Here is a 14,761-nt window from a genome sequence, read left to right on the forward strand (position 1 = left end):
ACGGATCAGGCGGGATCGCGTTCGTCACGCGAGGGGAAAATGCAACCGGGCAAATCAGACTATGAGCATTATTGGGACCCGTTGCGGGCACTCCTCATGCTGCTCGGCATACCCTATCACGCCTCCCTGCTCTACAGCTATGCTTTGCCCTGGGACATCAAGGATTTCGAGACCAGCCCAGTCCTGACCGCGCTTGGGGCAGCGCTCGTCACCTTCCGCATGCCTTCGTTTTTTCTGGTGGCCGGCTATTTTTCCACCATGGTCATCGGCAGGAAGGGCAAGATGCCATGGCTCAGACAGCGCTTCCTTCGCCTTGGCGTCCCTTTCATCGTGGCCGTGCTCCTGCTTGGGCCATCGCAGCTTTTCCTGCTGAAACTGGCAGGTATCGCCAAAGGTGATATTCCCGCCGACCGGCTGCTCGCGAACCTGCCGGATTTGCTGCTTCCGGGTGAGCAATGGATCATGCATCTATGGTTCCTACCCGCCCTTATCGCGTATTCGGGTCTGCTTGCCGGCCTGCTATTTCTGGCGGGGCGCCCGCCCCTCGCCTATGCAAGAGACTGGTTCGGCAGGATGCGGGGTCAATATCCAGCCGCGTTTTTCGCAGCGCTCTGCGCCTTCCCTGTTTTATGGGAGCTGACAGTTTACGGTTCGGGCCTGCTTGCTGGCAAAAATGGGAACAGCCTTCTCGTTCTCTATGAACCGGCCTCCGACCCTTACGCACGTTACGTACCGTTCTTCCTTATCGGGGCTTTGCTTCATCGAGACCGGGCTCTTTTTCACCGCTTCCGCCAGACGGGCATCCTCACGGGCGTCATCGCGTTTGCCGCGATCGCGGCAGCGGTCACGCTGCGGTTGGAATATCCTTTTTCGAACTCGGCCCTGCTGGTACTCGTCTCCGCAATCGCCGCCGTGGCGGCAAGCCGCCTGCTGATCGACATCGCCTGCCGCTTTTTCGACCGGCCAAGCCGGCTTGCCAGGAGAATGACCGACGCTTCCTTCACCATCTACCTGTTTCACCACCCGCTGATTTATGCCTTCGGCACCCTCTTCATCCTGATCTCGCTGCCGCCGATCCTGGAATTCGCCATCATCGTCGTCGCCACCACGACTACGGCCTATCTGCTGCATCAGGCGATACGCCGCAGTCCGCTTGCCCTTTTTCTCTTCAACGGGATCCGCAAACCGAGGCCGGTGGTCAATATCGGCACACAGGTGCCTGTCTCCCAAACCCTTCGTTAATGATAAGGTGCTTATAATCCAGTTGCCTACTCAACTGGAAATGATGGCGTGTGGATTATGGCTATCCTCAACACGGCGGAAAAAGCCTTACCCGCAGGCCTGCGCGCTAAACTGGCGCCGCTGGGGGCAAAAATCGCCGTCGTCGTTTCCGGCAGAGACGATGTCTCCCGGGCGCAGCGCATGGCGCTCGTCGCATTTGCGGTACGCATCATCAGCGCCGGTATCGCTTTCATCTCCCAGATCATCCTTGCCCGTCTGATGGGCGAATTCGAATATGGCCTGTTCGCCTTTGTCTGGGTTCTGGTCATCCTGTTCGGCAACCTCTCCTGTCTCGGCTTTCACACCACCGTCATCCGCTTTCTGCCCGGCTACCGCCTGGAGGATGCCCATGACAAGATCATGGGTCTGACCTCGACAGCGCGCCTCTTCGCCATGCTTTCGGCCAGCGCGCTTGCATTTTTCGGTTTCGTCTTCCTGTATTTCTTCGGCGAGCGCATCTCCGCCTATTACCTCATTCCGGTTTCGCTGGCGCTTTTCACCCTGCCGATGGTGGCGCTTGGCGATGTGCTGAACGGGACAGCTCGTGCCAACGGCTGGGCGGTTTCAGCCCTCAGCCCCACCTATATCATCCGCCCGGTGCTGATCCTGCTGTTCATGCTGGTGGCGATCCGTCTCGGCGCGGAAAAAACCGCGACGACAGCGATGCTTGCGGCCCTTTTGGCCACCTATGTCACCACGCTTTTCCACTTCGTGTTCATGAACCGCCGGCTCAACCGGCATTTCCGCAGCGTTGCCCGCAGGGTGCATTTCCGTCCGTGGATACGGTTTGCCTTTCCGATGTTCCTGATCGACGGCATCGGTTTTTTGATGACCAACTCAGATGTGGTAATCGTCGGTCTATATCTGCCGCCGGATCAGGTCGGCATCTATTTTGCCGCGGCAAAAACCATCGTGCTGATGCAATTCGTGTTTTTTTCCGTGCAGGCGGCTGCGGCCCCACGTCTGGCCGCGCTCATTGCTGCCAATGACAGGCAGGGGCTGGCCGGGTTCGCCAGCCAGGCGGCGCGCTGGGCCTTCTGGCCATCACTTGCCGTTGGCTGTCTCGTGCTTCTGGCAGGGCCGTTTTTGCTGTCCCTGTTCGGTCCCGGCTTCGTACAGGGTTACAAGCTGATGTTCTTCCTCTTTGCCGGCTTCCTCGCAAAAGCACTGATCGGCCCGGGAGAAACGCTGCTGAATATGGCCGGCAAACAAAAATTGTGCGTAGCTCTTTATATTATTATCTTCGGTTGTAACATTATACTCAACATGGTGTTGATTCCGGTCTATGGTCTGACTGGCGCTGCGGCAGCTGTGGCGATAGCAATGTGCGTAGAAGCTGTGCTATTGCATATTGCCATTCGCCGCACACTCGGGATCGTCCTTTTCGCCTTCAACGATCCCCGGGCGGGTCAAGACACTGGGAAGGCGGTGTAACGATAAGCATGTCCAGCGACCCAAAGAATCCGGATTTTCAGGACCCGCGCATCGCTGCGCTGATGGCGTCTACGGAGCGTGACCGCCCCGTGGCCGACAGCAGCCGGCGCGTGGGACGCGATGGCCGCGAATTCTGCATCTATCCTGGCCGGCTCGGTTACGACATGCAGGAAGAACTCGACTTCCTGTCCAACCGCGTCATGGAGGCAAATGTCTTCTTCACAGGGCGGCTTCTTGCGCCCGCCATGCCGCGTATCGATGACAAGTCCGTGCGCTTCGCCCTTATTCGCGACGAGAACGGCGCTAGAAGCCGCATGCGCTTTCTGATGCCCTTCACCGTGGAAAAGCCGGGTTTTTCCATCGGTCCCTCCATCATCCGTGGCTGGGCCAACCCCTTCGGCCCTCTCGGCACGCCGCTGGTCGATACCGAAGGTGCCGCAGAGACGCTCGACAATCTTTTCGATGCGCTTTCCGACCGGGAAATGCGCCTGCCGAATGTTCTGGTACTGCCGGATGTACGGCTTGAAGGGCCTTTTGCCCGGATGTTCAAGGCCATAGCAATCAGCCGCAACCTGCCGGTGACGACGACTGGTAACTATCAGCGGCCGATGCTGGAGAGCCTTCTGGACGGCGAAGCCTATCTGCGCAATTCACTTGCGCCGCATCATTTGCGGGAAATGCGCAGGCAGTGGCGACAGCTCGAAAAACTCGGGGCCCTTTCCTACACCGTTACCCGGCAACCGAAGGACATACGCTACCGCATGGAGGAATTCCTGGCGCTGGAAGCGAGTGGCTGGAAAGGCCGCAAACGCAGCGCGCTGGTGAACGACCGCTATCGCGCCGCCTTCGCCCGCGAGGCAATCACCAATCTGGCCGAAGCGGATGCGGTGCGCATTCACACCATCGATCTCAATGGCAGCGCCATCGCCTCCATGATCGTCTTCATGACGGCTGGCGAGGCCTATACGTGGAAGACCGCCTTTGACGAATCCTATTCGCGGTTTTCACCCGGCAAACTCTTGGTGCAGAAACTGACCGACTGGCAGCTGGACGACGCCAATATTCTGCGCAGCGACAGCTGCGCAGTGCCCGATCATCCGATCATGAGCCGCTTCTGGCAGGAACGGCAGGAAATGGGCACTCTGGTCGTCGGGCTTGCGCAGAACAGCGACCGTGACGTGCGACAGGTTTCCACGCAGGTGGACATGTATCGCAACACCCGCAACCTCGCCCGCAGCCTGCGCCAGAAAATCCTCTCCTTCGGGCGCAAGAACAGTTAGTCCCGAAGGATGCCGCAGCATCCTTCGGTTTGGTATCGGACTATCCACGGGGCTGACGCTGCGTCAGCGCGAGGCCGTCCGGATCATCTTGCACAATTGCGTCAGTGCGGCGTCATATCCGCCGCCGAGAATGTCGACACAACGACGGGCAAGCTTGATCTGCTCGTTTCGCGACATGTCGTTATAGGCCTGTATGGCATTGCGCATGCCACCGGGCGATACCGGCCCCGTGTTGCCGGGGTTTCCAGGATTGCCCGGATTACCGGGGTTCCCCGGATTGCCTGGTGAGCTGGAGCCGCCGATGCCAAGCCCGACACCAAGGCCAAGACCGCTCGATCCGCCCACATTCGCGCCAACATTGGCATTGATGCCGCTGGAGCCGCCAACCGAAGCATTGGCGCCCGCACTGACACCGCTCGAGCCGCCGACGGATGCGTTGACATCCGCATTGACCCCGCTGCTGCCACCGACCGACGCGTTGACATCCGCGCCCAGTCCGCCACTGCTTCTGCCGCCGACATCAGCGCTGGCATTGACGCCATTGCTGCCACCAACGGAAGCGTCGACACCGAGCCCACCGCTGCCATTGCCGCCCACACTGGCATTCACCCCGTTCTCACCGCCAATCCCGATATCCAGCGCGTGGGCGTTGACCGGTAAAATCAGACAGGCAGACAGTAACAAATTGCGAGAAAGCGCCCTCATAATTTCCTCCTATGAGTTCTGGCTTCTCCCGCCCCGCGTGGAAACTCCACGCAAACATCATAATTCAATTAGCAATTGTGTATATTCTAATTTATTAGTGGTATCTAATATTGCTTTAACGCCACAACCGTCGGTGTACCGATACGGGACGGACAAACGCCAGTCTCCTTTCATTCCCCGCCCGGTAAAAGCTCCGAAATGAAGGCTGCAAACGCACGTCATTAGACAGGAAAAATCAGCTTTGGGGTTGCACGCATGCCATTGACCGTGATAGACGCCGTGGCATTACCACCGTTGCCCCAATGGCGGAATTGGTAGACGCGCCGCACTCAAAATGCGGTTCCGCAAGGAGTGCTGGTTCGATCCCGGCTTGGGGTACCATTTCCAAAACCGCATTGATTTTCTTCGTTTTATTCCGGTCTTTCAGAAAGACCGGTCGATTGCTTCGCGGCCATCAAGACACTCACGAAACTTTGCTCATTCGCCCCTCGAATATTACCGGGCTTTCATTTGCCAGATGCAAAGGACTGGATTAGACGAATCCGGGAATACACCGTTGAACCGGCGACTTAATTTCGCCATCACGCCCGCCTTTTTGAAAGCCCGTTCGGGATATCTGCTTCTTCGTGAAGTTTGGGGAAAACATTATGGCCACTGCAACAACCGCCGACAACAGCCGCACGCTCGCCGCTCTTGGCGTAACGGCGGGAATGATCTTTACTGTCGGCTCCGCCCTCGGTTTCCAGCATATTGGCGGTTATACGCCCTGCGCATTGTGCCTTTTGCAGCGCGATCCCTACTACTACGCCATTCCGTTGGGTATTCTGGCCATAGCGACCAGCATCTTCAAGCTGCCGGTTCAGATCACGCGGCTGCTTCTCGCCCTCATCGGCGTGGCGATGCTGATCGGCGCCGGGCTTGGTGTTTATCACGCTGGTGTGGAATGGGGTTTCTGGGCGGGGCCTATCACCTGCGCCACGGGTGCGCCATCTATCACCACCAATGCCGGTGACCTGCTTGGCAATCTGAATGCCATCAAGGCACCCTCCTGCAACGACGCTGCACTTCGGGTGCTCGGCCTTTCGTTTGCCGGTTGGAATGTCATTGCAAGCGTTGCGCTTGCGGCCGTTGCCTTTTTTGGCGCGAGCCGGAAAAGCCGTTAAACGGAAAAGCCGCGTTGCAGTCCTCAGGATCAGGGCTGCAGCTCGGTATCCCAGTAAAGATAGTCCATCCAGCTTTCGTGCAGGTAGTTGGGGGGGAACAGCCGCCCGTTATTGTGCAAGTCCTGAACCGTCGGCTGGAAGGGCTTCTGCGCCGGGAACATGCCCGCCTGCTTGGGAAGCTTGCTGCCTTTTCTAAGATTGCAGGGAGAGCAGGCCGCCACGACATTGTGCCACGTGGTTTCGCCGCCATGGGCGCGGGGAATCACGTGATCGAAGGTCAGGTCGTCCCGCGTGCCACAATATTGGCATTCGAACTTGTCCCGAAGGAACACGTTGAAGCGTGTGAAGGCGGGGTTGCGGGTGGGCTGGACGTAGGTCTTGAGGCTGACGACGCTCGGCAACCGCATGGAAAAGCTGGGTGACGACACCGCGTGATCATATTCTGCAATGATGTTCACACGGTCTAGAAAGACGGCCTTGATCGCGTCCTGCCAGGACCATAACGACAAGGGATAATAACTCAGTGGCCTGTAGTCTGCGTTCAGAACGAGCGCCGGCAGGGCCTGTGGTGAAACTGCAATCGTCAAGGGCTTCTCCTGATCGATTCGGCATCTGCACTTGTATATTAGGTCCGTTGTTACAGGATTGTGAAGCCCATAAATGCAGCGGAGAAGAGCTTAATTTTTCAGCTCTAAAAACGTCTTTTTTGCGTTCCGGACAATCGGGCGGCGAGATAGTCGTCTGGCCACTATCTGGTGATGCGCCCCAGCGGTACCGAAGCGATTCGCCTGCCGACGAACGCTATATTCGTTCTCACCCTCAATGCGAGATCAGTGATATAGTCAACGCGACAAACGATTGGGAAAGCAGAATGCGTATCTGTCGTTCTGTCGAGGGAAGGAAACGGCCATGATCTTGCGCAGGCACCAAACGGCAGCGTTATGGAAGGGCCTGGCGGCTGGCGCCTTTGGCGTGCTTATGGTCCTGCCCGCTTCCGCTTCTGCCCAGCAATATCAGAATTTCGAAGTCACGCCGGATGGCCGTGGCGGTGCGCAGGGAACGATCGGCGGGCGCAATTTCGAGGTCTACCGCAATTACGACCGGCCGCCGGCAAGTCGGAGCAACTCAACCGATACGCGGCGTGAGTACCGAAACGCTGTGCCACAGCAGACATGTATCATAGATGCCGAGGGCCGCACCCGCTGCAAGTAAGCGCCATCGCACCGGTTTCCCGCTACTCTATCTCGCTTTAATAAAATTGGATTTCGCTAAAAAGCAATCTATCGACTTAAACGGCCCGCAACGAAGGGTCGCTATGTTGCCATGCACAAGAGACAACAACCGGGCAGAGCAGAGACATGGCGAAGAGACAAATCCGTCTGGCAAAGACTTTGGCAGTTGCCGTCAGCGTGGCGGCAAGCATCGCGACAATGGCATCGGCCGCCCCGCTTGCGGGCCTGGCGCAGAACCCGACCGCATCGCGCCCCGGCCTGTTCATGACGACAAGCCGCCCGACAATTGCCCCAATCGCCTTCGCAAAATTTTGCGACGACGCCGCCGACCAATGTGTCCGGATTGGTGATCGCGACACGGTCGAACTGACCAAGCAGAAGCGCACGGAACTCCAGCGCATCAACGCCGAGATCAACACATCGATAGTCTATACAAGCGAAGCGGACGGACAGGACGAATGGAATCTGAACCCCGCAAGCGGTGACTGTGACGACTACGCGGTGACCAAGCGGCAACGCCTTCTGCGCGCCGGCTGGCCCTCGGGCGCCCTGCGCATTGCCACCGCCCGCACCCCCACCGGCATAGGCCACGCCGTTCTGGTCGTCAGCACCAGCCAGGGCGATCTGGTGCTGGACAACCGCACCAACGTCGTCAAACCTTGGAAAGCGGTTGACCTGAAATGGATCAAGATCCAGTCACACGAAAACCCGCGTGTCTGGCTGAAACTCTAGGTCTATCGCGCACAGGATAGTCATCTTCGAACAGGAAGGGGGCGCTCCGTTCCTCTTCAATTGCCGCGGCGCGCCTTGCGAAAATCGACACCGGCTTTCGCAATTCCCTGCCCCGGATAGCTTTGTCCGACAGGGCTTTGGCGGATGCCGCAGCCGTTGCATGGACCCGGGTTTTACGGGCTCTGTGGCATTGGCTTTCAACACTCTTGACCTCGTGCAAGAGAGACAGTATCGGCATCTATGCCTAAAGTGCTAAACTGGATTCGCGGTCGTAAACAGCCAGCCCCCCGCGACGACCGGAGGCGGCGCAGAATAGACCTCGGCGACAAATCTCCGTCTTTTCCGATCTATGCCATTGGCGACGTCCATGGCAGCCTCGATCTGCTTTTGCAGGCGGAACAGAAAATCCTTGCCGATCTCGCAAGCAATCCATCCCCCGCTCTGGTTATTCTTCTGGGCGACTATGTCGATCGTGGCCGGGATTCGTGCGGTGTTCTCCAGCATCTGCTGCAACCACCGCCGGCGCCCCTGCGCCGCATCTCGCTTTGCGGCAATCACGAACAGCTCTTCAGCGATTTCCTCGAAAATCCGCAAGACAACATGCACTGGCTGGATTTCGGCGGCCGCCAGACGCTTTTGTCCTACGGGGTCGATATCAGCTACTTCATGAACAACGGCCGTCTGCGGCTCCAGCCGTTCAGGGATGCGCTGATTGGCGCGATCCCGCAGGCCCATCGGCAACTTCTAGTCAGCCTGCCTATCTGCGTCCGCATGGGACCCTATTTTTTCGTTCATGCCGGCCTTAAACCCGGGGTGCCGCTTGAGGCGCAGACCGATGAGGACATGTTGTGGATCAGGGAACCCTTCCTGTCGGAAGGGGCGGGACTGGACCTTCTCATCATCCACGGCCATACGCCGGCGCCGGAACCACAGACAGGTCCGCAACGGATCGGCATCGACACCGGAGCGTTTACGACGGGCAGGCTTACCATTCTAAAGCTGACGGATGCGGGGCCACGACTTATTGCCTGATGGCTTGCCATCGTTGGATCAGGTTGCACCAGCCAGACGCATCACAATCGCGATTTATTTGCCCTTCAGAATATTGCCGAGCACCGTCATTTGCCGGCGGTTCCATTCGACAGCGTCAAGGAACGCATTGTTTCCCAATTCCTGCCGCTGCTCCCGACTGGAAGAGAGCCGCACAATGGCATTGGCAAAGGCCTGATGATCTCCGTCTTCAACGACAATCACGCCACCACGATATCCTTCTGAAAGCCCCCTCACACCCGTCTGGGTGCTGATCGTTGGGACACCCGCAGCCAGAGCATCAAGCAGTTTTATATTGATGCCCGTGCCAAGCGTGATTGGATTGATGGAAAGTGGCGCGCGTGTGAACGCATCCTTCAAGTTCTCCACCCGGCCAAGCTTGAGAACCCCCTCCATGTCCTCGACCTTGCCACATATGCTACCTGCCAGCACCAGGCGAATGTCCGGACGGGCCGCCCTCACCAAAGGCAGGACATTGTGAAGGAAACTATTGAGAGAAATGACGTTCGCGTCGTTGCCTGAACCGAGAAACAGAAAATCAGCGGAAGTGAAGTCTTCCACTCTCTGGCCGAGATCCAGAATATGGCTCACCGTTTCAACCGCCGGCGGCTCTCCTGCCAGCCGCTGCTTGAACGAACGTTCCTCTTCTTCCTGTATGGCGACAACGACATCGGCGCGGCGGAATGCCTTGCATTCCACGTCCGGCGGAACCGAGAACCAGTACCCAAATCTGTTGGCCGTGTTCACGAACGCCTTGTGACGATCGGCGAAGGAATCGTGCGTGTCGAGAATGCGAAGCACATCATCCGGCAGCCCAAGAAAAGCTCTCGAATGAAAGGCATATTCGACGATAACGGCGTTGATCCCGAGTCGACGCTGAAGATCCAGGACCTGCCTGCCTATTTCCGGATAATAGAACTCGTCGAGGTAATTGTAGAAACCGCTGTCGCGGCCAAGGAGCCGTTGAATTTTTCGACGGGTTCGAAATGCGGTCAACCCAATCTCGAACCTGAAGTCGTCGATGAGCCGTGCTGCAAACCCGCATGTTTCCCTGGACACGACGTGCATATGCCCGGCCCCAAACTCGACCTCATGGGCCGCGGGATCGAAATCAGCTATCATCGGAGTATCGACATAGACGAAATGCACTTCATGTCCGAGGCTACGCACGGCGCGTGTCAGCTGGAGAATCCTGTTCCGCGCACCCTCGTTTGCGGGAACGGCAGGGAATACGGAAACAAAAGCGACTTTCATGAAAATGACTCAAGGCTGCTTGGCGAAGGTCTCGAACACCTGAAAATTCCTTTTGGAAAGGTCCAGAATTTCAGGCAGTTTCTTCCCGACTTTTTCGCGAATCTCATCGGCCTGATCCACAAAATTGATCAAGGCATTCTTGATGCCATCATCCGTATGGAACTTGGCGGGCGAAAGCAGCTCAGCCGCGGAGAGACCGAAATGCTGGTACAGCCCTTCGAACTTGCCTTGATACGCAATGCATATCACAGGAACGCCCTTGCCCAGCGCAGCGATCGCAAGATGCATGCGTCCGCTGACGAGGCCATCAAGTTTACCGGCAACGCCTTTTAAAACCGGGGCTGGCCATCTGCCATCCAGATATCGAACCCTATCCGTCTGTGAAGATGGAGCAAGCTCGGTAATGGCCTTGAGGCAGGCCTGATCGCCCACGTCTTTCCGGTAGTCATGCGGAATGACCAGCCAGCAGACCGGTCTTGCATCGGCAACGAACTCCAGTGCTTCGGCCCCGCGCCTGATGATCGCCGCGATCTGCGCGTTATCCGCATTCTTGAACAGCATGGGATGCAGGTTGAAGCCCATGACCCTGTATCCCTCGGCGCGCTTTCGCGCGATCCACGAGATCGTATCTTCATCGGGTTCCGATGGGACAAGGCTAAATGCAGAATCGGAAACCAGTGCCGCCTTGGCCGTGGCAAAGGCGTTCAGACGCTCGAGGGAAACAACGTCACGCACATTGAGCGACACCCCCGGATGAAGGGAGCTGTAGAACTTCGCCAAAGCGGGGTGCGGCGTTTCATTAAAACTGAAACCGAGGATAACGTTTTTGATCCCGGCAGCGGCAGCCAGATCAGCGCTTGCCAGAAGTTTTGCGCTGACCAGCGGATGATAATAGCCATCCATCACGTCGGCACCCACAACGACGATGCAATCGTACTTCCGCACCGAAAATTGCTGGGCAAGGGCCTGGATGAAGTCAGGCTTTCCAAAGATATCGACGGTAACAAAGCCTCTCTGCAAAGCAGAGTCGCCAAAATTCGTTCCGTCGACGAGGATGTCTATCTCGACATCGGGATTGCTCGCACGCGCATTCTGCACGGTCGCCGTGATCATCGCGTCATCGCCGGCGGAACCGAACAGGGTGATGGGATCACCAGCCACGATCAAAAGCCGGTTCAGCCGATCTCCGACATTGATAGGCTTGATACTGTGCTTCAGCTCTTGCAGATCATTGAAGAGTTGCTGGACCGCATTATCCAGATTGCGCCGCTCGTTATATTGCACCAGCTTCCGACGCAGTGGTGCAGGGAGTATTTTTTTCACGAGCTTGCGCATTTTCTTTCCTTTCGAGAACCGATTTTGCTCATGATGAGGGCGATGGCGGACCGGGCCTCGCTTCTCGCGGTCAGAGCCAAAAGCAACAGATATGCGACGCCAAACATACCACCGAGCAGGATGCCGGATACGAGGTCGCCCGCACCCAGCATTTTAACTTCAGGTCGCATCCACTGAACGAGCAGGAAGCAGAGACCGCTGGAACCGAAGCTTGGCAAAAGCAGGAGGAGAATTCTCCACAGCTTGATGCCGAGTTCCCGGGCGACAAAATAAAATGTGAAAGGCGTCGAAGTGAGCTGCCCGAAGACAAACACGATGACGATTTCCCGGATGTTTTCCGTCGGGACAAGCAATATCAACAGGATGGTAGAGATTGCCTTGACCGTCCCGGCAATCAGCACCTTGTCCGGCCTGCCGCGTGCGGACAGAAACGGGCCGTTTTGAAACTGGACGCATTGCAATGCACCCAGCAGCAGCAGCGGCCGCGCAACCGCGTCGGCACCCTGCCATTGCGCGCCGAACAGGACGTTGCAGATCTCTGGCGCCAACGCAGCCGAGAGCACGAAGATCGGTGTCGAAAAGATCGAAGATATGGTGATGGATTGCTTGTACAGTTCCGCCATACGCTCCCGCTCGTGCGATATGCGGGACAGCACCGTCAACGAAACATCATATAGCGCCGCCTGAAGCAGCTGCATGAGAAGCTGATAGAGCCTGCTGCCGACGGTGTAGAGCCCAAAGAGAGCAACCCCGTAACGCCCCAGGATCATGACGTCGATCAGCCGCGTGGCTCCGAAATCCACGATGCGCAGACCGAGAGCCGACGAGCCGAAGCGAAGCAATTCGAAAAAAGTGTCGGGCTTGAGCGTGGTGCCCGGAAGCCAGTGCGGTTTGCGCCAGAGCCAGATCAGCGTAACAATGGTTGCAACATAAGTCTGAACGACGAGGCTCCAGACGCCCAGGCCCATAATGGCGAAAGCAATCGCAACGCCACCGCCGATAATATTCGAAATGAAGGTTCTTATTGCCAGCGGCCTGAACGCGAGCGCACGCCGATAATTGACTTCCTGAAAAAGCGAGGCGGTATTCAGCGGCAGCAATATACAGATTGCCACGATGATCGGTGCCAGCCCTTCCACCTCGAACCAGCTTTCCAGTCTGGGCGACAGCAGACAAACAACGATGACAAACACCGTTGCCAGCGCAACGGACACATAAAATGGCAGATTGACGTCGCTTGGCTCCAGATTTCGTTTCTGCACGATCGCATCTGCGAAACCGAACTCCGACAGCATCTGGATGAGCATCAGAACCAGGCCCGCCGTGGCGACCATGCCGTAGTCGGTGGGGCTGAGGAACCGGGCAAGAACGATGAAAAGAATGGAGGTAAAAAGCTTTCCACCCCAGTTCTGGACGATGGACCAGAAAACGCCTGTTATCGCGGCGCTGCCTATCGAACTTTGCTCCGCCATCAACCTGCCGCCTGCAAAGCCGGTCGTGACAGCCCGACCACCGCAGCGGCCAGAAAACGATCGAAGTCCAGCTTAGGGAAACGGACTTTGCCGATATTGCTTTCTACCATGTGCTCTTTCCTTGGAAGAAACGCTTGCAACGGACCCGGTCCGTTGCCGGTCTAAGATGCGCGTAAGGTTCGGCTTTCCCTGCTTTTCGCCAGTACGTCCTCGTAGAGCTTCACATAGTTCTCACCCACCCGGCGCGAGGTGGATTCCTCGACGATATTTCCGAAATCGGCCTCTGTCGGCAATTGCGAGCGCGAAAGCGTCAACACCCGGCGAATGCGTGCGGCAAGGTCCGTGGCGTTGCCCGGTTCGAACAGCCAGTCGTGGTTGGTCTCGCCGATCAGTTCTGGAATGCCGCCCGAGGCCGCGCCGATGACCGGCACCCCCATCGCGTAAGCCTCGTAGATGGTGCGCGGCGAAGGTTCAGCCCAGAAGGAGGGAACGATGAGCACATCGATCTCTTCGAAGAATTCCTTCGGCTTTGCCCAGCCGACGAACTCGATCGGCAGGTCGCCGGCCTGGGCCTTGAAGCGTTCGATGGAATCGTCCATCGCGTGGCCGGCAACAAGACAGCGCCAGTTACCGTGGCCGATTTCCCTGAAGGCGTCGACCATGTTGCCGACACCCTTTTCCGTGTTGATGCGGCCGATATATCCGAAGGTCATCGGCTTGCCGGTTCGGTCGATCTGCCTGCGTGCGACCGGGTCGCCCTCTGGAACCGTGCAGGAATAAAAGATCACACGGCGCATGCTTTCCGGCAGGTGATGGAAAAGCCCGTGATCGACATGGGTTTTAAGGATTTCCGTGCCAACGCTTGCCACCGCGCCGATGTAGCGCTGCGTGAATTTCTTGGTGAAATTCACCACCTGACAGCCGAGATGGATGTGTTCGCAGGGCTTGCCACCCTTGAACATGGCGGCGTTACCGCACAAAAGATCATATTCGCAGATCGTGTGGACGATCGGAATGTTGCGCTTGTGCGCCGCCCGCCACACCAGCGTCGTCACATCCAGCAGCGAGTGCGTATTGAGAACATCCGGCTTGAAATCGTCAAGAACGGCTTCGAACTGCTTCTCGACGTTGAAATTCCATTGCTGCTTGATCTTCTGCATACGCCTTTGCTGCGGCGTATATTGTGGCCAGTCCTCGAGCCAGAAATCGTTATTGTGGAACATGCGGTAAACGCTGACGCCATTGCGCACCGTTTTGGGTTCGGCCTGCCGCTCTATGCAGGCGGCACCGACCTCATGCCCCATGGAGACGAGTTCCTCGGCAAGATGTTCGACCGAGCGTTCGCACCCGCCAACGATATGCGGCGGATAAAGGCTGCTGAGATGGAGAATTCGCATACGGATACGCTCTATTTCCTTATCGAAAATTTATGACTTCCGCTTGGCCTCGCCCATGTTCCCGGATACTCCGGGACCAATGAGACATGTGCAAAAAACACAAAAGGCAGAGCAGATTTAACGCTTGAAAATATGAATAACCAAAAATCCACTTTCAAAAAGCACGGGAACTGACGGCATTTCAAGTGCTTTTTTTCGCGGCGCGACAAAAGTCGTGCCGTGTTGCGAAAAGAACCTGTCCCGTGTTAGCTTCATTCTCATATGAAAAAACGTACGGGCGGAAGCGGTGAATTCTGTTTCGTCCGCAGATAATATCATTAATTTATATATTTATTTCATTTCAGAAACATGGATTTGATGGCGAAAACTTCCAGGACAATCTGACATCTTGAGAGGCGCCGACGATATGATCGCGGCTGCTTTTTA

13 protein-coding genes and 1 tRNA gene are annotated in these 14,761 nt (G+C 57.0%); 8 read left to right on the forward strand and 6 right to left on the reverse strand.

Going from position 1 to position 14,761, the window contains the following annotated elements:
* The first annotated feature begins 39 nt into the window (after positions 1–39).
* Genes G6L97_RS17095 through G6L97_RS17105 form a run of 3 tightly spaced genes read left to right on the forward strand, consistent with a single transcriptional unit; the run spans position 40 to position 3,995 of the window.
* Entirely contained in the window at positions 40–1,242 is a 1,203-nt protein-coding gene (locus G6L97_RS17095) for an acyltransferase family protein (protein ID WP_076845507.1), read from the forward strand.
* A gap of 57 nt (positions 1,243–1,299) precedes the next feature.
* Positions 1,300–2,715, forward strand: a complete 1,416-nt coding sequence (gene uppV / locus G6L97_RS17100; RefSeq protein ID WP_038494164.1) for a Wzx-type polysaccharide biosynthesis protein UppV — start codon at positions 1,300–1,302, stop codon at positions 2,713–2,715.
* 8 nt (positions 2,716–2,723) lie between these two features.
* Positions 2,724–3,995 carry a GNAT family N-acetyltransferase gene (locus G6L97_RS17105; RefSeq protein ID WP_003511245.1) on the forward strand — a complete coding sequence of 424 codons (1,272 nt, stop codon included), beginning with the start codon at positions 2,724–2,726 and terminating at the stop codon, positions 3,993–3,995.
* 63 nt (positions 3,996–4,058) lie between these two features.
* On the opposite strand, the gene uppQ is transcribed toward G6L97_RS17105, so the two are convergent.
* Positions 4,059–4,700 carry a polysaccharide biosynthesis GNAT family N-acetyltransferase UppQ gene (gene uppQ, locus G6L97_RS17110; RefSeq protein WP_003511246.1) on the reverse strand — a complete coding sequence of 214 codons (642 nt, stop codon included), beginning with the start codon at positions 4,698–4,700 and terminating at the stop codon, positions 4,059–4,061.
* 296 nt (positions 4,701–4,996) lie between these two features.
* Between uppQ and G6L97_RS17115 the strand changes: the two genes are divergently transcribed.
* Positions 4,997–5,081 (forward strand) — tRNA-Leu (locus G6L97_RS17115).
* 266 nt (positions 5,082–5,347) lie between these two features.
* Entirely contained in the window at positions 5,348–5,863 is a 516-nt protein-coding gene (locus tag G6L97_RS17120; protein ID WP_013761732.1) for a disulfide bond formation protein B, read from the forward strand.
* 29 nt (positions 5,864–5,892) lie between these two features.
* Here G6L97_RS17120 and G6L97_RS17125 read toward each other — a convergent pair whose 3' ends face one another.
* Positions 5,893–6,450, reverse strand: coding sequence for an HNH endonuclease (locus G6L97_RS17125; protein WP_003511248.1), 558 nt, complete (start codon positions 6,448–6,450; stop codon positions 5,893–5,895).
* Between the two features lie 322 nt (positions 6,451–6,772).
* Between G6L97_RS17125 and G6L97_RS17130 the strand changes: the two genes are divergently transcribed.
* The 3 genes from G6L97_RS17130 (at position 6,773) to G6L97_RS17140 (ending at position 8,859) form a co-directional block, all read left to right on the forward strand.
* Positions 6,773–7,075, forward strand: coding sequence for a hypothetical protein (locus G6L97_RS17130; protein WP_065662509.1), 303 nt, complete (start codon positions 6,773–6,775; stop codon positions 7,073–7,075).
* Between the two features lie 146 nt (positions 7,076–7,221).
* Complete coding sequence (locus G6L97_RS17135; RefSeq protein ID WP_111800331.1) at positions 7,222–7,827, forward strand: transglutaminase-like cysteine peptidase; 606 nt, start codon at positions 7,222–7,224, stop codon at positions 7,825–7,827.
* 240 nt (positions 7,828–8,067) lie between these two features.
* Entirely contained in the window at positions 8,068–8,859 is a 792-nt protein-coding gene (locus G6L97_RS17140) for a metallophosphoesterase family protein (RefSeq protein WP_003511251.1), read from the forward strand.
* 54 nt (positions 8,860–8,913) lie between these two features.
* Here the strand turns inward: G6L97_RS17140 and G6L97_RS17145 are convergent, their stop codons facing one another.
* The 4 genes from G6L97_RS17145 to G6L97_RS17160 all read right to left on the reverse strand — a co-directional run bounded on the left by G6L97_RS17145 (position 8,914) and on the right by G6L97_RS17160 (position 14,335).
* A complete protein-coding gene (locus G6L97_RS17145; RefSeq protein WP_065662507.1) occupies positions 8,914–10,131 on the reverse strand; it encodes a glycosyltransferase family 4 protein in 1,218 nt (405 codons plus the stop codon).
* Between the two features lie 9 nt (positions 10,132–10,140).
* A complete protein-coding gene (locus G6L97_RS17150) occupies positions 10,141–11,466 on the reverse strand; it encodes a polysaccharide pyruvyl transferase family protein (protein ID WP_065662506.1) in 1,326 nt (441 codons plus the stop codon).
* The gene (locus G6L97_RS17155) at positions 11,451–12,938 is read right to left on the reverse strand and encodes a lipopolysaccharide biosynthesis protein (protein WP_035199578.1); all 1,488 of its coding nucleotides are present in this window, start codon (positions 12,936–12,938) and stop codon (positions 11,451–11,453) included. The genes G6L97_RS17150 and G6L97_RS17155 overlap by 16 nt, the downstream gene beginning before the upstream one ends.
* Positions 12,939–13,099: 161 nt before the next feature.
* Positions 13,100–14,335, reverse strand: coding sequence for a glycosyltransferase family 4 protein (locus tag G6L97_RS17160; RefSeq protein ID WP_174003475.1), 1,236 nt, complete (start codon positions 14,333–14,335; stop codon positions 13,100–13,102).
* Between the last annotated feature and the right edge of the window lie 426 nt (positions 14,336–14,761).

Source organism: Agrobacterium tumefaciens (genome assembly GCF_013318015.2).
Taxonomy (GTDB): domain Bacteria; phylum Pseudomonadota; class Alphaproteobacteria; order Rhizobiales; family Rhizobiaceae; genus Agrobacterium; species Agrobacterium tumefaciens.